This window comes from Methylotenera sp. L2L1 (assembly GCF_000744605.1).
Classification (GTDB): Bacteria; Pseudomonadota; Gammaproteobacteria; order Burkholderiales; family Methylophilaceae; genus Methylotenera.
In genome coordinates, this window is sequence record NZ_JQMG01000001.1 from 1,470,999 (window position 1) to 1,491,932 (window position 20,934).

The following is a 20,934-nucleotide window of genomic DNA, read 5'->3' on the forward strand; positions in this document are numbered from 1 at the left end:
GATGTAATTTCAACACTATTCAATAGCCAGCAAACTGTGTCCTCCATTTACCAAATAAAGGACACAACAAAATGCAAATTCAAACTGAACTGCTGCATACCAAAGATGCAGCAAAATTTCTTAATGTAAGCGTGGCTTTTTTAGAGCGAGATCGCTGGGCAGGTGCAAGAATCCCATTTGTCAAAGTGGGATCGCGTGCCGTGCGTTATCGTTTAGAAGATCTACACGCATATATCAACAATCAACGCCAAGACTCTGTATTGGAGTCTCGCCATGATTAATTTGGATAAATTTATCATTGGTGGCGAAGTCGTGCATGAAACTTTGCCCTCTGACCATCCTTTGGTGAGAGGGCAGCCAATCAATACACCTATTTACGATCAAGATTATCAATGGCGATTAAAAATACAGGCATTTACCCAAGGCGGATTTGAAGCCAAAGCGGTATTAGTCAATCGCAACCATTTAAACCGTTTGGTCAATCTCAATAGAGAACGTGGTAAGCGACCAGCACCTAAAGAGAAAGACGAAGAGGCAACTAAAAGAGATTTAGAAAAGTGTGCTTACCGTGCCGCAAGAAGAGTACGCCATCTTTGTTTAGAAATACGTGCAGATCGCTTACTCACTCTGACCAGTCGTAATTTACTGACAGATTATGATCAGCTCACCGCTACCTGGAAACGATTTATGCGCTTATTAGAAAGTGCTGGTGAATCATTTGAATATGTTGCAGTGCCAGAGCTCCATAAAAACGGTGAGCATTACCATATTCATGCTGCGATTAATGGCTTTGCTCGCGTCGAACTACTGCGTAAATGCTGGCAGATTGCGCTCGGTGGAAAGGGTAGTGAAAGGGGTGCAGATGCGCTTGGTAATGTTGATATTAAGTCGACAAGGCGTAAGGGGCAGCACAAAAGTAAACAAGCCATAGGCGTTGCAAAATACATCTCTAAGTACATTACCAAAAGCTATATTGAACATCACCAATTCAACCGAAAACGCTATTGGGCGCCTCGTTCTATTAAGCTACCTGAGACAACGGCAGAATGGATGCAAGCAGAGTATTTAGCCGATGCTGTACAAGAGCTTTACTCACGATTTGATACTGCCATTATGGTTGAAGCGGTGAAAGACAGAAGCTTATACATAACAGAAGCAAACGTACCAATGATATTTATGCGCTATTTACCGAACGAAGAAAAACCTTTACCAACGCCATTTTAGGCATCGGTCGCACGCACCGCGCGCCACGCGTCAGCGTGCCGCACGGAGCGGAGCGACGATGTCCTTTAGACTAGATATAAAGGACATTTAAGTACAGAAAATAATGAAATATTAATAATCATTTATTAGTGCTATTAATTTAAATATTAAAGTTGGACTTATGATCTTAAATAATTTATAAACTAATAAACAATAATTTGAAAAGTACACGACCTATGCAAGATGATTTCATTAGCTCATTACAAATCAACAAATACTCTTTTACTAAAGCTAGCTCAGAAGCGTTTACCCTAAACAATTACATGAAGAATTCATGGCCGATTGTTTACGTTATTAAAGATGATGACAAAAAAGAAGCATATGTTGGTGAATCAACTGATGCTATCACTCGTATGAAAAGTCATTTGTCTAATAAAGAGCGCTCTAAGCTTAAAGATCTACTCATTATTAGCTGTGATAAGTTTAATAAATCTGCTGCCTTAGATATTGAATCTAACTTAATACAATATATGTCCGCAGATAAAACTTACACATTGCAAAATGGAAATGCTGGGTTAGCAAATCATAATTATTATCAGCGTGACCAATATACAATGTTATTTAAAAGTATATGGGGGCAGCTAATAAGCCGAAAATATGCTAAAAATCCTCTATCTAGTTTAGAGAACTCTGAACTATTCAAATATTCACCTTATAAATCCTTAACATCCGATCAGCATAATTCTGTGTCAGAAATACTTGGCAGACTGAGCACTAAACAAAGAAGCACATTTTTTGTAGAAGGTGGAGCAGGAACAGGTAAAACAATATTAGCTGTGTACCTGATGAAGCTACTAAAAACAGATATTATTGATTTTAACCTTGATGAAGTCAATGAAGTCCATGCCTCAGAATTAGCACAGATTCTACAGCTTAAAGAAAACAACCCACTCCCTCGTATAGCATTGGTCGTTCCAATGACATCGTTGCGTAAAACACTTCAAAAAGTCTTTCGAAATGTTAAGGGCTTAAGTGCAAGTATGGTTATAGGGCCATCAGAAGTTTCTAAAAATGAATACGACTTACTGATTGTAGATGAGGCTCACCGTTTACGTAAGCGTAAAAATATTACCAACTTTAAAAGCTTTGATGATGCAAATAAATTACTTGGTTTTGATAAGGAAACAGGAACAGAAATCGACTGGATTTTAAAGCAGTCAAAAAACCAAATTTTCTTTTACGACTCACATCAATCAATTAAGCCATCTGATATTGATCAAAGTAAATTTGAGTCAGTCAGAATGGGGGAAAATGTTTACTCATTAAAGTTGCTTTCTCAACTTAGAGTAAAGGGAGGAGTAGATTATATTAGTTACATTGATAACTTATTACATTGTCGGCTTGAAGAAAGCGATAATAAGTTTAAGAGCGATAACTATGAATTCAAGCTATATGATTCATTAAAAGAGCTTTACTCAGATCTTAAAATTAAAGAGGAAGAGTTTGGTTTGTGTCGGCTACTTTCTGGTTATTCCTGGGAGTGGAAATCTCTTAAGGAGAATGTACCAGATATTACTATTGAAGGTTTAGATTTAAAGTGGAACGCCACCAATGAAGATTGGATCAATTCAGAAAATGCTTTTAATGAAGTAGGTTGTATTCATACAACACAGGGATACGACTTAAATTACACAGGTATTATTTTTGGAGAAGAAATCACCTACAACCCTGATACAAAAAGTATCGAAATTATTGCTAAGAATTACTTCGATAAGAAGGGGAAAAACGGCATTAAAAACCCAGCATTATTAAAAGAGTATATTTTGAATATTTATAAAACGATGATGCTACGCGGTATAAAAGGGACGTATGTATATGTCTGTAATGATGCTCTTAGAAAGTACTTCAAAAGCTTTATCTTATAAATCTGTGTATTTCTTTGCATTGCCTTTTGCTTTATTGATAGGGTATTTCAACGCATTTTTTTCTATCTTATCAATCATGATTTTTTTAATGTCGAAGTCATATTTATTTGCGATGAGTAGTGCAAATGCTAGGATGTCTGCTAATTCTTCTTTGATACGCTCTTGATCAGGATCATCTGCAGATTTCCAGAGAAATAATTCAAGTAGCTCGCTTGACTCAATATTTAAAGCAATTGCTAAATCTTTTGCGTTATGAAATTGTGACCAATCTCGCTCGTCTCTAAATTGAACTAATGCATTTGTTAAATATTTAATATCAGACATTTTTGATCATCCCCCTAAAAATTTGATTGCTTTAGTTTTCAGCAAATATTAACTTGGTTCTGCAATCCCTACTGACAGTTTTTAGCTTTATTTAGAAAATAGATTTAGTGGGAAACTTGCCTTTTTAGCATTTACATATTTCGCCATTTTTTCAATTCTTCGGTAGTGTGCCATTATAAGTTTGGATGATTCTTCTATATCTTTAGTGTGTTTGTCTAATTCAGCGAGGCTGTTAAATCCCAAACCTTTTGCCAACTCGTCATTAAGTTTATTTACAAGAGCTATCTGATCTTTCTCTAATTTTAGAATGTTGTTTTTTTCTTTTATTCTTCTATTTTTCAAATCTATATAAATCTTATGCAATTTTTGATAACTGACGTATAGACCACCACCCGTAGACGCCATAGTTGCTATATAGATTCCCATGGATTTTGCTACTTGTAATGCTACATCTGGATTAAGGGCTAGTTCTATCCAGCCGGGAGAGTTGTATTGAATGGATTTAACTTGGGGCTTCTCATTAATGGCAATGTGACTCCGGAAAATATCATACATATTTACGTAACTAAGCCCATCTCTAAGTTCGTACGTTTCTAAAACTGATTTAATTCTCGAAGGTGCTATGTCTACTGCCTCGGTATCTAAGCAATATATAAAAGAGTAGTTTTGAAAGTAAAGTCTTGAAAAATTCATTAAATCTTCGAGAGACCAATCTCCATCTATCAAAATCCCATAGTTTTTTTCATTAGCCATTATTTTTTATCTCCCGAGATATTAAACCCACACTATTTTCCGATTATGTGAAACTAGGTTGGATTATTTTTATAAAACAGTAACAGGCTATATAAAAGTAATCAATAAAATGACAGTAATTAAGATGAATATTGCTCATTGACCTAGCGCCGCTAATTAGACGTCTAAGAGTTGTAATGAAATATAACTATAACAATCACTTGAAAACACGAGTTATAATGACTTGTATGGCTACTAGGTGGCTACTAATCGAGAAATTAGCAGAAAAAAAACGCCCCATTCTTTCGAATGAGGCGTCCTTATTGGTGGTGAAAGAGGGACTTGAACCCTCGACCCCAGGATTATGAATCCTGTGCTCTAACCAGCTGAGCTACATCACCTTGTAAACCGGTTGCTAAAACATTAGCAAGGGCGCAATTCTAGTGTTTTAGTCGTGAATTGTCAAAAAAAGTTTGTTAAAAAGTGCGGTTATTTTCATTAAATCGCACAAATTTCTTTAGCGTTAACAAACTGGGTGTTTTAAGTCTGATAACGCCATGTGGTTTAGCTGAAATTAGGGCTTAATCTTGAACCTAGACGTTGAATCTAAAGTGCATGACATCGCCATCTTGCACAATATATTCTTTGCCTTCTAGGCGCATTTTCCCCGCCTCCTTTGAGCCTTGCTCGCCTTTGTTTTTTACGTACTCATCATAAGCGATGACTTCTGCACGAATAAATCCACGCTCAAAGTCGGTATGAATCACGCCAGCTGCTTGTGGTGCTGTAGAGCCTTTTTTAACGGTCCAGGCGCGAACTTCTTGCACGCCAGCAGTAAAGTAGGTTTGCAGGCCTAGTAAATCATACGCAGCACGGATGACGCGATTTAGGCCTGGTTCATCTTGGCCTAGTTCTGCTAAGAATACGGCTTTGTCTTCATCATCTAGTTCTGAGATTTCGCCTTCGATTTTTGCGCAAATACAAACTACTGGTGCGCCTTCGGTTTTACCTAGTGCGACTACTTTGTCTAAGTATGGGTTGTTTTCAAACCCTCTTTCATCCACGTTGGCAATGTACATCACAGGTTTTACTGTAATTAGGCATAGTGGTTTGATAATGTTGAGTTCATCAGCATCTAGGCCTAGTGTGCGCACTGGTGCGCCTGTGTCTAAATGTTTTTGGATTCTTTCACAAAGGCCTGCAAGTGCAATGGCGTCTTTGTCGCCAGATTTGGCTTTTTTACTTTCGCGCTGCAGTGTTTTTTCTACAGTTTCCATATCTGCAAGTGCAAGCTCTGTGTTAATCACTTCAATATCTGACAGTGGATCTACTTTACCTGCCACGTGCACAACGTTGCCATCATCAAAGCAGCGCACTACGTGTGAAATTGCGTCAGTTTCACGAATGTTCGCTAAGAATTTATTACCTAAGCCTTCACCTTTTGATGCGCCAGCAACTAGGCCAGCAATATCAACAAACTCTACAATCGCTGGTTGTACGCGTTGTGGATTTACAATATCAATCAACGGTTGTAAGCGAGTATCTGGTACTTCAACAATGCCTACGTTTGGTTCAATGGTGCAGAACGGGTAGTTTTCAGCCGCAATCCCTGCTTTGGTAATTGCATTGAATAAAGTTGATTTTCCTACGTTAGGTAGGCCCACGATTCCACATTTCATATTTTCCCAATCATCTTTAACGCAATAGTTGCGTTGTGTTCGTCTTTATCAATTCGCCGTACTTTTCGTACTGTCTTCATCTCTTCATTTTCCACGCCTTATTTTTGCGTCAAATCTGAATGGAAAACAGCGTGTTCAGGTAAGGTAGTTTATTTCTTTGTATGCAATTTTAACATGGCGCTATCAAATTCGCCTGCAAGCAGTAAATCTACTAATTTAGTGCTATCGATAAGGTTATCTTCAATCGCCACTTGTTCATCTTTAGTGGGTGCTTTGAGCACAAAATTGACCACTTCAGTTTTTGAGCCAGGGTGGCCGATGCCTACACGCATACGCCAATAGTCTGGCGTACCAAGTGCGGCGTGAATATCACGCAAGCCATTATGGCCGCCATGACCACCGCCAAACTTCATTTTGGTGCTGCCGGCTGGGAGGTCTAGCTCATCATGAATCACCAAGATTTCCTTTGGTGTAATTTTGTAGTAATTAGCTAGTGCAGCAACTGCTTTGCCGCTGGCATTCATAAACGTGGTGGGTTTAATTAGCCAAGTGTCTGTGCTTGGATTTAATTTGCCCGCAGCGCCAAAGAATTTAGCATCAATCGCTAATTTGCTATTGGTGGCGGCAGCAAGTTGATCTATCCACCAAAAACCTGCGTTATGGCGCGTGGCTGCATATTTTTCACCAGGGTTACCTAGGCCTACAAATAATTTAATTCCGCTCATATAGTCACTTAATGTAAATACATTTTTTGAGCGCATGTTTGTATGATGTTGCTTTTAGGGTGCGCCCTAAAAAAAACGCGCACTTTAATAATAAAGTGCGCGCTATTTAACTAGCTTACGTAATTAATACTTAAGCTGCTGGAGTTTCAGCTGCTGCATCAGCAACGCTACCGCGTGTTTTAGCGATAGAAGCAACTGCTGCGTCATCACCGTGCGCCAATTGTACAAACTCAACACCTTTTGGTAGTTTGATTTGTGACAAGTGGATTGATTGACCGATTTCTAACGCTGCAACGTCAACTTCGATAAACTCTGGCAAGTCTTTTGCCAAGCAGCTTACGTCAGCTTCTGTTAATACGTGAGCAACAATACCACCACCTAATTTAACACCAGGTGCTGCATCAGCGTTTGTGAAGTGGAATGGTACTTTAACGTGGATTTTTTCAGTTGCACTAACGCGTTGGAAGTCAACGTGTTGAATCGTGTTTCGTACTGGGTGCATTTGGAAGTCACGTAGTAATACGCTTTCTTTTTTACCCTCAACGATAAGTGTTAACACTGAAGCGTGGAACGCTTCGTGACGGAATTGTAAGAACAATTCTTTAGCGTTGATTTCTAGTGGGTATGCATCTTTACCACCACCATATACTACACCAGGCACAGAGCCAGCATGACGTAGGCGGCGGCTCGCACCCGTACCTTTAGCGTCACGTTTTACTGCATTGATTTCAATAGCCATTTTACTACTCCTAAGTTTACTGCTTTACTACAATGAATCTGCCTTCCGCGACCAGAAAGCAGGGTGAAAACCTTTAGTCCATAAATAATGAGCTGACAGAGTCTTCGCAGCTAATGCGGCGAATGGTTTCTGCTAGCAATGCTGCTGCGCTCAATTGACGGATTTTTTTACAATTTGCAGTGTCATCTTGCAATTGAATTGTGTTTGTGACGACTAGCTCGTCTAGCTCAGAGTTCATAATGCGCTCTGCAGCACCGCCAGATAATACTGGGTGAGTTGCGTAAGCGACTACTTTTACTGCGCCATGTTTTTTTAATGCAGCAGCTGCTTCACATAGTGTGTTTGCAGTGTCTACCATGTCATCCATAATGACACAGGTACGGCCAGCAACATCACCAATGATGTTCATGACTTTAGCTACGTTTGGTTTTGGACGACGTTTATCAATAATCGCAAGATCAGAGCTTAGTTGTTTTGCACATGCACGCGCACGTACTACACCGCCAACATCAGGAGAAACTACCACGAGGTTCTCATGTTTTTGCTCTAACAAGTCTGCTAACAGAATTGGTGTTGCGTAGATGTTGTCCACTGGAATATCAAAAAAGCCTTGGATTTGGTCTGAGTGCAAATCCATCGTTAGTACACGGTTAACACCAACACCCGTTAGCATGTTGGCAACTACTTTAGCAGTAATGGCAACACGAGCTGAACGTGGGCGGCGATCTTGACGTGAGTAACCGAAATAAGGGATAGCGGCAGTAATACGACCAGCAGATGAGCGACGAAGCGCATCCACCATGACCATGACTTCCATTAAACTATCGTTGGTAGGGTGGCTGGTAGATTGCAATACGAAAACATCGCGACCGCGCACATTTTCAAGTAATTCAACCATGACTTCGCCATCGCTAAATTTACCTACATGCGCTTGGCCAAGCTCAATACCTAAGTGTTTTGCAACTTCCTGCGCGAGCACTGGGTTGGCGTTGCCAGTAAAGACCATCATGTTGCCGTTAGACGCCATTCGATTTCCTATCGTGCCGGCTCACCAAGATTGACCAGCAAACTAATAAAAAAAACTCACTAAAAAATAAAAGCGTGTAAATCAAATAATCTACACGCTTCTACAAAAATTTGGCTGAGGAGGAAGGACTCGAACCTTCGGATGCTGGGATCAAAACCCAGTGCCTTAACCAACTTGGCGACTCCCCAATATTTAATCAGATTTATTTACTTAAAAAAGGATGCTGATTCAACCCTTTTGCAACAAACCCAAAATATTCTTTCGGTTTTTGTTGGTAAATACTATTTGCAACTTCCTGATCAGCTACTTCTAAAAAGACCGAAGCACCTGAGCCGCTCATTCTAGCATCTCCGTACTGTTTTAGCCAGCCTAAGCATGCTTTTACTTCAGGATAAATGCTACAAACTACTTTTTCCAGTTGATTTGTAAACCCATCGTGGATGTTTCCTAACGCTGAGTTTTCAGTGCTTAATTTCGCTATCTCTGAAAAGGCGGCTATTTTCTTAGGAATCGTATTCTTTGTCAATTGTTTATTGGAAAAAATTTGTGCTGTTGATACATGAACGTTTGGCGTTAGTACAACATAGTAAGCATTGTGTAGTGTAATGGCTTGTAATTGCTCGCCAATACCTTCTGCCCAAGCATTGCTACCATAGATAAAAAACGGTACGTCTGCGCCTAGTTGTAATCCTAATTTTAGTAGTTCTTCGCGCGGTAGATTTAGTTGCCAGCGCTTGTTTAATGCAAGTAACACGGTTGCTGCGTCTGAACTGCCGCCACCAAGTCCACCACCCATCGGTATTTTTTTATCTACCAATATCTCGGCGCCAAGTTGGCAGCCTGTATGTTTCTGTAGTAATTGCGCGGCACGAACACATAAATCATTGGCCTCTGGAACCCCTGCAACTTCATTGACTCGTTTAATGGTGTTGTTTGTTGTGGTTTTTAAATGAATCGTGTCGTAGTAATCAAGTAGTCTAAAAACCGTTTGTAGCAGATGATAACCATCGTTGCGTTGACCGGTGATGTGTAGGAATAGATTAATTTTTGCAGGGGCTAAAAAGGCTTCAAAGTCTTGCATGGCTGTGGTGTTGAGTAGGCTTATAAAATAGACGGTATTAAAGGTGTTGAGTCGGTGATTGTTTAGTACGGGGTGTTATCCCAACTTTCTACCAGTAGCTTAAGGTTGACTTGGTCGCTTTTGAGGAAGATTTTCCCCGGTAACCAGTATCCATTCAGTTCTGCGTAGTTTGAGAACTCTATTTTCCAGCCATCTTGGTTGAGTGTGGTGAGCAGGCCTTGTTCATCCCAAGTGCTGGCTAGAATAGGGCCGCTAGATGGGCGACCTAAAGACCAGTCAGCTAGCCCTGTTAACGGTAGTGACCAGCCTAGTGCATTATAGGTGAGTGTTTCTGCATCTGCTGCTGATACTTTTTTACCATTAGCATCCGTGAGTGTGATTTGGTCGCTGGATTTTGTGATTTGAGCCACTTGGCTGCCGAGTGGTGAGAATAAGGCGATGTTGTCGGCTGCGGTTGAGTGGTGCCATTTTAGGCCACCCGAAAAACCTTTACTGTTGGTTTGCACACCGATTCTGCCCTGAAGCGAAAATTGCTGAATCGCTGCATTAGCTTGTAAGTGTTTTTGATGGCGTAAAGTTGAGTCTGCACTGATGGTCACCTGACTAGGCGTACTTGCGCACGCAGCCAGTAAAGTGACCAAGGCTAGCGTTAAAAAATGACGTGTCAATTGAGTCGCTCTCACTAATGTAGATTGAGCGCCGTTGGAAAGTGTTGCTGTGGCATTCAAGATTTAAATTTGTTTGCAGTGATTAATAAAATTTCATTGTCAGGGTCTGCCGTCAACGCGTCACTCCATATCTTTTTGGCTTTTTCATACTCCCCTTTTTGCCAGAGCACTTCACCTAAATGTGCTGCAATTTCAGGGTCTGGGTTAATGTTGAATGCTTGCTCCAGATAGTGAATCGCTTTATCTAAATTACCTTTGCGATAGTGTGCCCAACCTAGACTATCTAACATGTAGTGGTCGTTAGGGGAGAGTGTCAGTGCTTTTTCAATGAGGCTGATGGCCTCTTTAAGCCTGACATTGCGGTCTGCAAATGAATAGCCAAGAGCGTTGTAGGCAGCTGCAAAATCTGGTTTCTCAGCAATAGCTCTACGCAACTCTAGCTCCATAAGGTCAAACTTGCCTACGCGCTCTGCGGCAAGTGCGTAGTCATAAACCAGTTCTGGGGTGTTTGGCAGATTCTTGACAGCTTTATCTAATAATTCAAAAGCTTCTTGATTGCGCTTCTCTTTAGCGAGTAAAGCCGCTTGCGCTTTGATGACTAAGATTTGCTGTTCAACGTTTAAGTCTTCTAAGCTATCTAGTAATTCGATAGCTTTGTCGGTTGATTGCGTGCGTGCGATGACGTTGGCTAAATTAAACTGAGCCTCAAGGTGGCGTGGTCCTGCTGGTACTTTGTTATACCACGACATGGCGGCGACATCATGTTTTTGCTTTTCAGCGGTTTGCCCAAGGTACAGATAAATTTGGTCTGTATCTTTAAAATGGTTGTCGATTGCTTGTTTGAAGTACTTTTCCGCTTCGTTATAATCAGTTGCTTGGAAAGATAGTAATCCAACAATGGCATAAATCTCGGCGTTGTTATTCTCTTGAGCGTTTTTAGCATATTCTAATATTGTTGGAAACTCTGCCTTTGCAGCAGCATATTGTTTCTGATTGACTAAAATTTTAGCGAGGTTGATGCGAATTTCATTTGCATCAGGCTGTACTTTTAAGTGCTCATAATAGAAAGCAATGGCTTTATTGGGTGATTGGCGAAAAAGGACTTGGCCTTTCAGTAATGCTGCGATGACCCAGTTAGGACGCGTGTCTTCAGCTTTTGCGAGTGCATTAAGCACTACGTTATCTTGATTAGCAATGTATGCAGCCTGCGCAACTGCAAAATTGGCTTCGGCTAATGTTGGGTATGGTTTGGCTAGTGACTGAACTAGCTTTAGTACAGCGCTTTTGTCTGGGCTTCTGTTAAGTAATGAGTTAATAAATAAGAAGCCACCAGGTCTAGATTCTTCTTTGACTAGTAATTGCGCTAAGTAAGGTTCTGCTTCATTGAGTCGTCCAGTTGCAATCAACATTTCTGTCATTGCTTGTTGCGCCTCTGTTGATGTTGGGTCTAACTCTGCCCAAAGCTTTACAGCAGGAATCGCTAAACTTGGAATGTTGGCATATGCTGCGATTTTTGCTGCACGTTCTGCTAGGCGTGAGTCTTGCTCAGCGCGGGCGAGATCGTAAAAGATAGCGCCGGCAGTACCGATTTCGCCACGTTGCCCTGCAACTTCACCAACTAGATACTTATAAACAAATTCTGCAGAGAGTGTTCTTTCCTGTGGGGTGGTTGACTCATTGCTGCTTGCTAGGGTGTCTGAATGATAACGGTTGGGTTGATTGCTTGCGCAACTAGCCATGCCTAGCATCAATATGCATAAGGCGACGTTCACCGCGGCTGAAATTGGATAGGCTTTTTTAAGCGGTGTATTCAAATCTAGTTTTTTTGTCATCAGGGTATGTGAAACTATTTATAAAATTGATTGATTTACGCTATATAGTAAATTACGTGTTTGTAGTTTGCATTAGTTTTAATGGGCTTAAGTTAAAATATTTACCCAGCATTACTAATAATTGCGCTGCATCACCAAATGTGTCTATCTAAGTATTTAGCTTAACTAACAATTAGCTTAACACTGTATCATGCCTCGTTGCTTCTTAGTCCGTGACAGCGGCTGCAAGTTCCGACATAATTATAGATTGACTATAACGCAAGTGTAGTGAACTGTCGCCTATAGATTAGCATCTATAGATTTGTTTTATCTGGGTCAGACTTTTGATGATGTATTTATAAAGTTAGCAATAACCGTCTGTATTTAAACCAATGTTTTAATTGAGTACCTATGAATAATTTTACAGTTGAAGCAATTGAGCTTACGCGGCTTTATGGAGGCCGTGAAGCAGTAAGTAATGTGAATTTCACCTTAAGTAAGGGTGAGGTTTTAGGGTTCCTAGGCCCTAATGGGGCTGGTAAGTCTACTACCATGAAAATGCTCACTGGTAATTTGGCACCTAGCCATGGCAGTGTCAAAATATGTGGTATCGATATGATAGAAAACCCAAAAGAGGCTAAAGCACTCATTGGATATCTGCCAGAAATGCGTCCCTTATACAAAGAGTTAACTGTAGATGAATATTTAACGATGGCAGCTAGGTTGCATCGTGTAAGTAGTAAGCACATTAAAGCTGCCGTGGAACATGCGAAAGAGCGTTGTGGCCTCACGCACATGAGTAAACGTCTGATTGAAAACTTATCTAATGGCTATCAGCAGCGTGTTGGTATTGCACAAGCGATTATTCATAAGCCTATGGTAGTGATTCTTGACGAGCCGACAGTAGGCCTAGACCCGATTCAAATTCGAGATATTCGTACATTAATTCGTGAAGTTGGTACGGACCATAGCGTGATTATCTCTACGCACATTCTGCCAGAGGTGGAAATGGTGTGTGATCAAGTACAAATCATTGATAAAGGTAAGTTGGTTTTTAACGGCTCGATTGATGTACTTAAACGTCAACGTGTTGGCAATAAACTACTTATCGGTTTGCGTAACCCGCCAGCGATTGAAGAGATTTTGAGAATATCAGGTGTTTCAGAGGCTGAAAGCTTAGCTAATGGCTTGATTCGTGTACGTTATGCAGAAAGCACAGAGCCAGCAGAAGCAATTGTACAAGCGGCCGTTCAGCAAGGTTGGGGGTTACATCAAATCGCACCAGACCAAACCAGTTTGGAAGACGTGTTTATGCAGCTGACTTATCAAGAGCAAGTGGCTGTTTAATCCACTCACTGTTAACTATACCGCTGTTTGATTTGGTTCAATCGAGTCACTTTTCAGTATAACAATCGGTTATTTAAGGTTTTATTTATGATTATTAATGTCGCAAGAAAAGAACTTAAAAGTGTGTTTGCCTCGCCGATGGGGTGGGTGATTTTATCGTTGTTGATGTTTGCTTTTGGTACGCAATACCTAAATGCAGTGAATGACTACTTTGCAGTGATGTCTGGTGCGATGCGTCCAGCTGAGCGTACTGGCGTTACGCAGTTTGTGGGGCAGTCGGTATATGGTTTGGCTTCATTTATTATGTTGTTTGCCGTGCCGTTATTGTCGATGCGACTTATTTCTGAAGAGCGCCGTAGCCAAACCCTACCGTTTTTATTTAGTGCGCCTATTTCATTGACTGAAATCGTGGTGGGCAAGTTTGTCGGTCTTGTGGCGTTTTTAAGCATCTTGATTTTATTTATTGGCGCAATGTTGTCTACGCTTAATATTTGGGCAGATATCGACTTTGGCTTTTTATTGACCAACTCGCTTGGTTTGTTGCTGATGGTTGCGGGCTTTTCTGCGTTGGGTATTTACTTCTCTAGCTTAACGCAACAGCCAGTGATTGCTGCCATTTTAACGTTCATCGCACTATTTGCATTGATGATGTTAGACCGCTTTTTCGGGGATGACCCAACCAACGTATTAGGTAGCTTATCACTCACGCGTCACTTTCAGTCATTTGCTAGCGGTTTGATTGATAGTGCAGATATCGTCTATTTTATTTTATTCGCTGTGACATTTTTAACCTTAACAGTGCGTCGCTTAGATGCTGACCGCTTACGTGGTTAATTGGAATTTTTGACATGAACATTAATCGTAAATTACGTTTTCAGTTATTAGTACAAAATTGGTTTTTTGTCGTATTGTTTTTAATGCTTGTTGTGTTGCTAGGTTATTTTGCTAGCCAGTACCGCGTTGCCAAAGATATTACGCAGGCTAATCGTAATATCTTGACGCAAGGCAGTGTGAATGTGCTCAAGCAGATGAAAGCGCCAGTGAACATTACCGTATATGCGACTAAAGACGACGCATCAAACGGTGATGTGTTCCGTAAAGGAATTGTGGATTTTGTTGCACGTTACCAACGCGATAAACAAGATATTAGACTTAAGTTTATTAACCCGTCTGAAGAGCCAAAGCTGGCACAAGACGCTGGTGTTAAAGTGGATGGCGAAGTGGTGGTCGAGTACCAAAAGCGTGTGGAACACATTACGCCACCATTTGCTGAACAAGAGTTTACTAACTTGTTGGTAAGACTATCTCGTACTAATCAGCAGGCTGTGATGTATTTAGATGGACATGGCGAGCGTAACTTGATTGGTGTTAAGAATCATGACTTGGGTGAATTTGGTAAGCAGTTAGAGACCAAAGGCTTTAAATTTGCTAATCCAGATTTAACGATTGCACAGGCCGTGCCAAGCAATGGTGCAATGTTGGTAGTAGCGAGCCCGCAAGTCGATATTAGCGAAATTGAAGCGCAAAAAATTAAAGCCTACCTAGAGGCAGGCGGTAATTTGCTATGGTTGTTAGATGATAACGACTTTAAAGGCATGCAAAACGTTGCTGATTACTTAGGTTTGCAAGTGTCTCCAGGTGTGGTGCTGGATATGGCCTCAGCTCAGTATGGTGCTGATGCGCGCGTTGCGTTTGCAAGCTTATACGGTGAGCATCCAGTTACGACTAACTTTATGTTGCGTACTTTATTCCCAGAGTCTCATGAAGTGAGCGCGGTAGGTACTGATGAAAATGGATGGAAAGTAAGCAAGCTTGTTGAAGTGGCGCCTAATGGCTGGTTGTCTTCTACGAAGCTGGAAAAAGGTGCTAAACCTGTTTTTAATGAAAAGACAGATAAGCGCGGCCCAATCAATATCGGTGTGGCATTAGAGCGTATTTATGGCAAAAAAGGCCAGCGCGTAGTGGTGATGGGTAATGCTAACTTCTTATCTAACACCTTTATTACCAATGGCGGAAATTTGGACTTAGGCGTGAATATCGTGAATTGGTTAGCTGGTGATGATAACCTGATTACGATACAGCCAATGCCGTTGAAAGACATCAATGTTTCAATTCCAGATACTGACCAAGGTCGTTTAGTTGCTTGGACTGTGTTTCATAGCTTCCAATACTTTATCCCGCTGGGCTTCATGATTGCAGGCTTGTATTTCTGGTGGAAACGCAGAAGAGCTTAATACTGGAAGAACTTAATATTAGAGATGTTTAATCTGGTGTTGTAATGAGTTGTTGAGGGAGTGGCATGAAAAAACGTTGGTTATTAAATCTATTTTTGCTTGCTGTGGTGGCGAGCTTAGTGACATTTTTGTATGTTCGTCCTAAAACAGAAGCTAATAAGGGGGCTGAGTACGAAGTTTCAACGTACAAGCTGGCAGAGTTCAATGCAATTGCGATTGAGTTTCCAGCTAAGGCAGCCGTTACTTTTGAAAAAATAGATGGGTACTGGCGTTTAACTGCACCCTATAAAACACGTGCGGATCAGTTATCAGTGCAACGTATTTTAGCGATTATCGCGGCTAAAAGTCGTGAAAAAATCGTATCAGATGATATGGCTAAGTTTGGCTTGGTTAACCCAGCACTCAAGTTAAAGTTGTTTAGAGACAAAAACAACTCAGAAGAGTTTTTATTTGGTACTTACAACCCACTGACCGACGAGCAATATATTTCACACAAAAATACGGTTTATTTAATATCTAATACGTATGCTGAGGCAGCTTCTACTCAGGTGGTGGAGATGGTAGATAAAGCACCATTAAAACCTACGGAGAAAGTGGCTGGCTTTGATTTTAGCCGACTAGAACAATGGGAAGCCTCTAGATTAAATGTCGATTTAGTGGATGGTCAATGGAAGGTTTCCATTAAAGAAGCTAAACCATTGCAAAATGAAATGAATGAATGGGTTGATTATTCATGGATACATACGCTAGCTAAATCAGTTGAGCTTTACACCCCTGACCGTAAAACTGTTTACCCTTCACTTGAAATTAAAATGGCAGACGGTAGTAAAGTGCATTTTGATAAGATTCAAGAGTCGCCAGATTTATTGTTGGGACGTCCAGATGAAGGCCTTATGTATACATTCCCATCTGACTCCGGTTTTGTGATGTTAAACCCACCAATTAATGTCCCAAGTAAGTAATATTTACAAGCAAGTAATGTTTGATTGATACACTTACTTTACTAACTTAAAAAATCCCTCACGGTACAGTCGCATCGTGGGGGATTTTTTCTAGGAAATCACGCGTATGCCAGAACTACCAGAAGTCGAGACCACGAGACTAGGATTGTTGTCCCTTTTAGATCAGACCGTTGCCGAAGTGGTGATTCGTAACGGATCATTACGCTGGCCTATTCCTGAAAACTTACCCGCTTTACTTAATGGACAAACCCTACGTGCGTTAACGCGCCGCGCTAAGTATATTCTGGCGCATTTTGACAATGGTGTTTTATTACTGCATTTGGGTATGTCTGGACGTATTTGTTTGTTAGCGAATAACGAACCAGCACAAAAGCATGATCACTTTGATATTGTGTTTACGGATGGGCAGGTGCTACGCCTGCGCGACCCCAGGCGCTTTGGTGCAGTGCTATGGGCAGGCGAGCAATATGCTCAGCATAAACTGCTCAGTGTATTGGGCCCAGAGCCTCTGGATGACGTGTTTACAGGTAAATATTTGCAACAACACATGCGTACACGCACTGCCGCCATTAAAACTACCATTATGGATAGCCATTTAGTGGTGGGCGTGGGCAATATTTACGCGAGTGAGTCTTTATTCCGTGCGGGAATCCACCCAGCAACACCAGCCAACAAGCTCAGTTTGAAACAGTGTGAAAAGTTAGTCACTGAAATTAAAGCAACATTAAACGATGCGCTTAAAGCCGGCGGTAGTAGCCTGCGTGACTTTTTTGGTACAGATGGTAACCCTGGTTATTTCCAGCAGCAGTATTTTGTTTATGGCAGAACTGATGAGCCATGCAGGGTATGCGGCAAGCCTATTTTAAATATTAGGCAAGGGCAACGCTCAACATTTTATTGTGGGGTATGTCAGAAGCCCTGATGATGCGATGGCACTAGTCGTGGGCTTACTCGGGGTTTGAGGTTGTAGCTTCATTGTTATCAACCTTTAAATTTTGGCCATTTATTGTAACCAATATCAGGATTGTTGGAGTTATGCTCTAAGATTAGTCGTGCTTCTATTTGATTTATTTCTTCTGTGCTATGTGATTCAAAAATAACTTGTTTTCTCACGGTAAAGTCGCGTTGTTGCTCTTCAGTGAAGTCTAGTGCAACAATCTCACTATTAACGCTACCAAAGTAAGTCAGTGTGTTGGTAAGGTCTTTACCAATGTAAATCTTACCGTTTGGGTATGTGATTTTGTAAATGATTTTTTTATGCACAGGGATTCAACGTATTTTTCTGATAGTTATGTATCCAAAGTCATTTGATGCTTTTTGGTTGAATAACTCCTGATCCACTACAAAAAGTAGGTCGTGCTTCAATCGGCGTTAATGTGGCCTTGCCGCATGCTCATGTAGATAACCTGCTGGTCTATCTGGGCTGCCGCCGATTCTTTGAGGAAGTAGTGAACCTAGGATCATAGCAATAATACTTACTCCCAAGCCTATGAGTTGCGGTGGAATCAAGCATTCTTCACCTATCAATACTTCAATGAGTACCCAAGTGCTGATGCCACCTATGATGGCTGCGAGCGCACCTTGTGAAGTGGACTTTTTCCAGAATGCGCCAAAAACCAGAGGTACAAATGCCCCTGCTAAGGTAATCTTATAAGCAGATTCCACCATGCCGAAAATTGAACGTTCAGAATTAAGTGCATAGATTAAAACGCATAAACCAAAGCTTAGTAGGCAAATACGCATGACCTTGAGAAAGCCTTTGTCACTTAAATTGGGCATGTAACCTTTGACGATATTTTCTGCAAATGACACTGATGGTGCTAATAGTGTTGCTGATGAACAGCTCATAATGGCAGAAAGCACCGCGCCAAAGAAAATGACTTGAGCAAACAGTGGTGTGTGCTCTAGCACTAAGTATGGGAGTACGCGCTGAGAGTCTTCTACTACTAGCGCGCCAAAGTGTGCTGGGTCGATTAATGTGGCCGCATAGGCAATAAACATGGGTACAAAAGTAAAACAGAAATAGACCGTAGCGCCTAAAAGAGAACCCCATAGTGCGATGTTTGCACTTTTGGCAGAGGTGATGCGCTGAAATACATCTTGCTGTGGAATAGAGCCTAGCATCATGGTCACCCAGCCGCCAATGAATGTAAGCCATACCCAGATATCGGCCCCCTTAGGAAAGAAGTCTAGCTTGCCTGCTGCACGCGCGTGCTCAATCACGGGAGCAACGCCGCCTGTCATACCAGAAACGATACTGCCTATATAAAGTAACCCGCCTATGACGACTATCATTTGCACAAAGTCTAATACGGCAACTGAGAGCATGCCGCCGAATGTTGTATAAGTCAGCACGATAGCAGTGCCTAATATCATGCCAGTTTCTTCGCTTACCACGCCATCTGTAATGATGTTAAAGATGAGGCCCAGTGCTTTGATTTGTGCGGCAACCCAACCTAGGTATGAAATCACAATCGCAATGGTGGTGAGCACCTCCACCGAGCGGTTATAGCGCATGCGGTAAAAGTCACCGAGGGTGAGGATGTTAAGTTTATAAAGTTGGGTAGAAAAGAAGAAGCCGGCGATCACTAGACACATGCTGGAGCCAAATGGATCAGCCGCGACACCATTTAAGCCCTCTGTGACAAAAGTGGCAGATACGCCAAAAATAGCCTCTGCACCAAACCAAGTAGCAAATACGGTTGCAATCACAACAGGTAATGGCAGATGTCGTCCAGCAACAGCGTAATCTTTAGTGTTTTTTACACGCGTGGCGGCCACTAAACCTATCGTAATAGAAATCAATAAGTAGATGACGACAAACCAAATCAGCATAGCGGGATCCTACAGTGTAATATTTATGTGTCTATATTGATGAGAAGTTAAATGGGTGCGTTTCACTTTATGCTATGAGTCCTTAAGACACTAGTGGATAAAGTAAGTGCTTGCTATTAGCAAGACTTCAATTACTGCCAGCACTACAATTGCAATCACCAGCCGTTTTTGCCACATTGCCTGTTGCTGCTGTGCTTTGATTAATTGCTCTATGGATGCGCGTAAAGGCACGTCCTGTTCGGCTTGGTTGGTTTGCATTAAGAACTGCTGTGCTAGCCTTGGCATTTGTGGCACGGTTTTAATGATGTGTGGTAGCTCATTTTTAATGTTCTTGAGCATGGAGCGCCACCCAATTTGTTCGCTCATCCAACGTGTTAAAAACGGTTGTGCACTTTTCCATAAGTCTAGGTTTGGATCTAACTCTCGTCCTAAACCTTCGATATTGAGCAATGTTTTTTGCAGCATAATCAGTTGCGGCTGAATAATGACACCAAAGCGACGTGCCATCTGAAACAAGCTGAGTAAAGTGCGTGCAAAAGAAATATCTTTTAATGGCTTGTTAAAGATAGGCTCACAAATCGCTCTTACCGCAGTTTCCAGTTCTTCACGTTTTGTGTCTGCGGGTACCCAGCCTGAGTCAATATGCGCTTGTGCCACATCACGATAATCTCGGTTAAAAAATGCCAAGAAATTACGCGCAAGATAGTATTTATCTACATCGTTTAATGAGCCCATGATGCCGAAGTCAAGCGCGATGTATTTACCGTCATCAGCGACTTGTATATTGCCTGGGTGCATGTCTGCATGAAAAAAGCCATCCCTAAACACTTGCGTGAAAAATATTTCAACGCCATCTCTGGCCAGTTTTGAAGTGTCAATTCCCTTTGCAATTAATAAATCACGCTGGCTAATTTGAGTGCCATGCATACGCTGCATAACCATCACTTCTTTGCGGCACCAGTCCCAATGTACATCTGGCACGATTAACATGGATTTATCTGCAAAGTTGCGGCCAAGCAGGCTGCAGTTTGCTGCTTCCAGTGTTAAATCTAATTCACTTTCGGTATGTCTTGCGAACTCTGCAACAATCTCGCGAGGTTTTAGTCGTTTAAACTCAGATGAGATGCTTTGTAACAATAAAGCCACGGTATCCATGAGCAGCAAGTCGTGCGCAATGGTTTTTTCAATATTAGGTCTTAATACTTTGACGGCAACAGGTTCGCCATGCGGTAAGTGTGCAAAATGCACTTGTGCAACGGATGCACTTGCCACTGGGGTTTCGTCAAATTGTGAAAAGCGTTGTGCTAGCGGCTCGTTAAACGCCTGTGTGATGATGGTTTCTACTTCTGCAAAGCTAAATGGTGGCACTTGATCTTGTAGTTTTGCTAATTCATCTGCAATGTCTGCAGGAATCAAATCGCGGCGGGTAGAAAGCATCTGCCCAAACTTAACAAAAATAGGGCCTAGTGTTTCTAAGGCTAATCTGAGGCGAGCGCCGCGCGGGGTATTGGTGTTACGCCAAAACAGTAAGGTGCCGATGATGGATTGCAGTGGTTTGAGTTTACTGTGGCTCAGTATCAACTCATCTAAACTGAAACGCAGGGTAATAAAAATAATATAAAAGAGCCGAAAAATCCGCATA

20 protein-coding genes and 2 tRNA genes are annotated in these 20,934 nt (G+C 41.5%); 8 read left to right on the forward strand and 14 right to left on the reverse strand.

Annotation, left to right across the window (positions count from 1 at the left end):
* Positions 1-71: 71 nt before the first annotated feature.
* The 3 genes from FG24_RS07065 to FG24_RS07075 all read left to right on the forward strand — a co-directional run bounded on the left by FG24_RS07065 (position 72) and on the right by FG24_RS07075 (position 3,128).
* Entirely contained in the window at positions 72-281 is a 210-nt protein-coding gene (locus tag FG24_RS07065; protein ID WP_036302228.1) for a helix-turn-helix transcriptional regulator, read from the forward strand.
* Complete coding sequence (locus FG24_RS07070; protein ID WP_036302229.1) at positions 274-1,224, forward strand: rolling circle replication-associated protein; 951 nt, start codon at positions 274-276, stop codon at positions 1,222-1,224. The genes FG24_RS07065 and FG24_RS07070 overlap by 8 nt, the downstream gene beginning before the upstream one ends.
* A gap of 215 nt (positions 1,225-1,439) precedes the next feature.
* Complete coding sequence (locus FG24_RS07075) at positions 1,440-3,128, forward strand: DUF2075 domain-containing protein (protein WP_036302230.1); 1,689 nt, start codon at positions 1,440-1,442, stop codon at positions 3,126-3,128.
* On the opposite strand, the gene FG24_RS07080 is transcribed toward FG24_RS07075, so the two are convergent.
* The 11 genes from FG24_RS07080 to FG24_RS07130 form a co-directional block, all read right to left on the reverse strand.
* A complete protein-coding gene (locus tag FG24_RS07080; RefSeq protein ID WP_036302231.1) occupies positions 3,123-3,452 on the reverse strand; it encodes a nucleotide pyrophosphohydrolase in 330 nt (109 codons plus the stop codon). The two genes, FG24_RS07075 and FG24_RS07080, sit on opposite strands and share 6 nt — an antisense overlap.
* Positions 3,453-3,539: 87 nt before the next feature.
* Positions 3,540-4,205 (reverse strand): hypothetical protein, encoded by a 666-nt coding sequence (locus FG24_RS12405; RefSeq protein ID WP_051901466.1) that lies wholly within the window; start codon positions 4,203-4,205, stop codon positions 3,540-3,542.
* 303 nt (positions 4,206-4,508) lie between these two features.
* A tRNA-Met gene (locus FG24_RS07090) sits at positions 4,509-4,585 on the reverse strand.
* 192 nt (positions 4,586-4,777) lie between these two features.
* A complete protein-coding gene (gene ychF / locus FG24_RS07095; RefSeq protein WP_036302232.1) occupies positions 4,778-5,863 on the reverse strand; it encodes a redox-regulated ATPase YchF in 1,086 nt (361 codons plus the stop codon).
* Positions 5,864-6,012: 149 nt separating this feature from the next.
* On the reverse strand, positions 6,013-6,588 hold the full coding sequence (gene pth, locus FG24_RS07100) for an aminoacyl-tRNA hydrolase (RefSeq protein WP_036304056.1): 576 nt from the start codon (positions 6,586-6,588) through the stop codon (positions 6,013-6,015).
* Positions 6,589-6,718: 130 nt separating this feature from the next.
* The gene (locus FG24_RS07105) at positions 6,719-7,327 is read right to left on the reverse strand and encodes a 50S ribosomal protein L25/general stress protein Ctc (protein WP_036302233.1); all 609 of its coding nucleotides are present in this window, start codon (positions 7,325-7,327) and stop codon (positions 6,719-6,721) included.
* Between the two features lie 73 nt (positions 7,328-7,400).
* A complete protein-coding gene (locus FG24_RS07110; protein WP_200876877.1) occupies positions 7,401-8,354 on the reverse strand; it encodes a ribose-phosphate pyrophosphokinase in 954 nt (317 codons plus the stop codon).
* Between the two features lie 111 nt (positions 8,355-8,465).
* A tRNA-Gln gene (locus tag FG24_RS07115) sits at positions 8,466-8,542 on the reverse strand.
* A gap of 14 nt (positions 8,543-8,556) precedes the next feature.
* The gene (gene ispE, locus FG24_RS07120) at positions 8,557-9,435 is read right to left on the reverse strand and encodes a 4-(cytidine 5'-diphospho)-2-C-methyl-D-erythritol kinase (protein ID WP_036302235.1); all 879 of its coding nucleotides are present in this window, start codon (positions 9,433-9,435) and stop codon (positions 8,557-8,559) included.
* A gap of 62 nt (positions 9,436-9,497) precedes the next feature.
* Complete coding sequence (gene lolB, locus FG24_RS07125) at positions 9,498-10,163, reverse strand: lipoprotein insertase outer membrane protein LolB (RefSeq protein ID WP_081880954.1); 666 nt, start codon at positions 10,161-10,163, stop codon at positions 9,498-9,500.
* Entirely contained in the window at positions 10,160-11,935 is a 1,776-nt protein-coding gene (locus tag FG24_RS07130; protein WP_036302236.1) for a tetratricopeptide repeat protein, read from the reverse strand. Before FG24_RS07130 ends, lolB begins: the two co-directional genes overlap by 4 nt.
* Positions 11,936-12,325: 390 nt before the next feature.
* Between FG24_RS07130 and FG24_RS07135 the strand changes: the two genes are divergently transcribed.
* The 5 genes from FG24_RS07135 (at position 12,326) to mutM (ending at position 17,379) form a co-directional block, all read left to right on the forward strand.
* On the forward strand, positions 12,326-13,261 hold the full coding sequence (locus FG24_RS07135) for an ABC transporter ATP-binding protein (RefSeq protein WP_036302238.1): 936 nt from the start codon (positions 12,326-12,328) through the stop codon (positions 13,259-13,261).
* A gap of 87 nt (positions 13,262-13,348) precedes the next feature.
* A complete protein-coding gene (locus tag FG24_RS07140; protein ID WP_036302239.1) occupies positions 13,349-14,095 on the forward strand; it encodes an ABC transporter permease in 747 nt (248 codons plus the stop codon).
* A gap of 14 nt (positions 14,096-14,109) precedes the next feature.
* Entirely contained in the window at positions 14,110-15,495 is a 1,386-nt protein-coding gene (locus tag FG24_RS07145) for a GldG family protein (RefSeq protein ID WP_036302240.1), read from the forward strand.
* Positions 15,496-15,560: 65 nt separating this feature from the next.
* Complete coding sequence (locus FG24_RS07150) at positions 15,561-16,457, forward strand: DUF4340 domain-containing protein (protein WP_036302241.1); 897 nt, start codon at positions 15,561-15,563, stop codon at positions 16,455-16,457.
* A 106-nt stretch (positions 16,458-16,563) separates the two neighbouring features.
* The gene (gene mutM, locus FG24_RS07155; protein WP_036302243.1) at positions 16,564-17,379 is read left to right on the forward strand and encodes a bifunctional DNA-formamidopyrimidine glycosylase/DNA-(apurinic or apyrimidinic site) lyase; all 816 of its coding nucleotides are present in this window, start codon (positions 16,564-16,566) and stop codon (positions 17,377-17,379) included.
* 59 nt (positions 17,380-17,438) lie between these two features.
* Here the strand turns inward: mutM and FG24_RS07160 are convergent, their stop codons facing one another.
* From FG24_RS07160 to ubiB, 3 genes are all read right to left on the reverse strand, one after another.
* Positions 17,439-17,720: a GIY-YIG nuclease family protein gene (locus FG24_RS07160; RefSeq protein WP_200876878.1), complete on the reverse strand. Its 282-nt coding sequence runs from the start codon at positions 17,718-17,720 to the stop codon at positions 17,439-17,441.
* Between the two features lie 108 nt (positions 17,721-17,828).
* Positions 17,829-19,292, reverse strand: coding sequence for a sodium:solute symporter family protein (locus tag FG24_RS07165; RefSeq protein WP_036302245.1), 1,464 nt, complete (start codon positions 19,290-19,292; stop codon positions 17,829-17,831).
* 90 nt (positions 19,293-19,382) lie between these two features.
* Positions 19,383-20,933 carry a ubiquinone biosynthesis regulatory protein kinase UbiB gene (ubiB, locus tag FG24_RS07170; protein ID WP_036302246.1) on the reverse strand — a complete coding sequence of 517 codons (1,551 nt, stop codon included), beginning with the start codon at positions 20,931-20,933 and terminating at the stop codon, positions 19,383-19,385.
* Position 20,934: the final 1 nt, after the last annotated feature.

Excerpts from the sequence above, each read along its gene's own strand:
- FG24_RS07140 (WP_036302239.1), top strand. The coding sequence starts at position 13,349 with ATGATTATTAATGTCGCAAGAAAAGAACTTAAAAGTGTGTTTGCCTCG.
- ychF (WP_036302232.1), bottom strand. The coding sequence starts at position 5,863 with ATGAAATGTGGAATCGTGGGCCTACCTAACGTAGGAAAATCAACTTTA.
- ispE (WP_036302235.1), bottom strand. The coding sequence starts at position 9,435 with ATGCAAGACTTTGAAGCCTTTTTAGCCCCTGCAAAAATTAATCTATTC.
- FG24_RS07150 (WP_036302241.1), top strand. The coding sequence starts at position 15,561 with ATGAAAAAACGTTGGTTATTAAATCTATTTTTGCTTGCTGTGGTGGCG.
- FG24_RS07165 (WP_036302245.1), bottom strand. The coding sequence starts at position 19,292 with ATGCTGATTTGGTTTGTCGTCATCTACTTATTGATTTCTATTACGATA.
- FG24_RS07105 (WP_036302233.1), bottom strand. The coding sequence starts at position 7,327 with ATGGCTATTGAAATCAATGCAGTAAAACGTGACGCTAAAGGTACGGGT.
- ubiB (WP_036302246.1), bottom strand. The coding sequence starts at position 20,933 with ATGCGGATTTTTCGGCTCTTTTATATTATTTTTATTACCCTGCGTTTC.
- FG24_RS07130 (WP_036302236.1), bottom strand. The coding sequence starts at position 11,935 with ATGACAAAAAAACTAGATTTGAATACACCGCTTAAAAAAGCCTATCCA.
- FG24_RS07145 (WP_036302240.1), top strand. The coding sequence starts at position 14,110 with ATGAACATTAATCGTAAATTACGTTTTCAGTTATTAGTACAAAATTGG.
- FG24_RS07075 (WP_036302230.1), top strand. The coding sequence starts at position 1,440 with ATGCAAGATGATTTCATTAGCTCATTACAAATCAACAAATACTCTTTT.
- mutM (WP_036302243.1), top strand. The coding sequence starts at position 16,564 with ATGCCAGAACTACCAGAAGTCGAGACCACGAGACTAGGATTGTTGTCC.
- FG24_RS07080 (WP_036302231.1), bottom strand. The coding sequence starts at position 3,452 with ATGTCTGATATTAAATATTTAACAAATGCATTAGTTCAATTTAGAGAC.
- FG24_RS07070 (WP_036302229.1), top strand. The coding sequence starts at position 274 with ATGATTAATTTGGATAAATTTATCATTGGTGGCGAAGTCGTGCATGAA.
- pth (WP_036304056.1), bottom strand. The coding sequence starts at position 6,588 with ATGAGCGGAATTAAATTATTTGTAGGCCTAGGTAACCCTGGTGAAAAA.
- FG24_RS07135 (WP_036302238.1), top strand. The coding sequence starts at position 12,326 with ATGAATAATTTTACAGTTGAAGCAATTGAGCTTACGCGGCTTTATGGA.
- FG24_RS07110 (WP_200876877.1), bottom strand. The coding sequence starts at position 8,354 with ATGGCGTCTAACGGCAACATGATGGTCTTTACTGGCAACGCCAACCCA.
- FG24_RS07065 (WP_036302228.1), top strand. The coding sequence starts at position 72 with ATGCAAATTCAAACTGAACTGCTGCATACCAAAGATGCAGCAAAATTT.
- FG24_RS12405 (WP_051901466.1), bottom strand. The coding sequence starts at position 4,205 with ATGGCTAATGAAAAAAACTATGGGATTTTGATAGATGGAGATTGGTCT.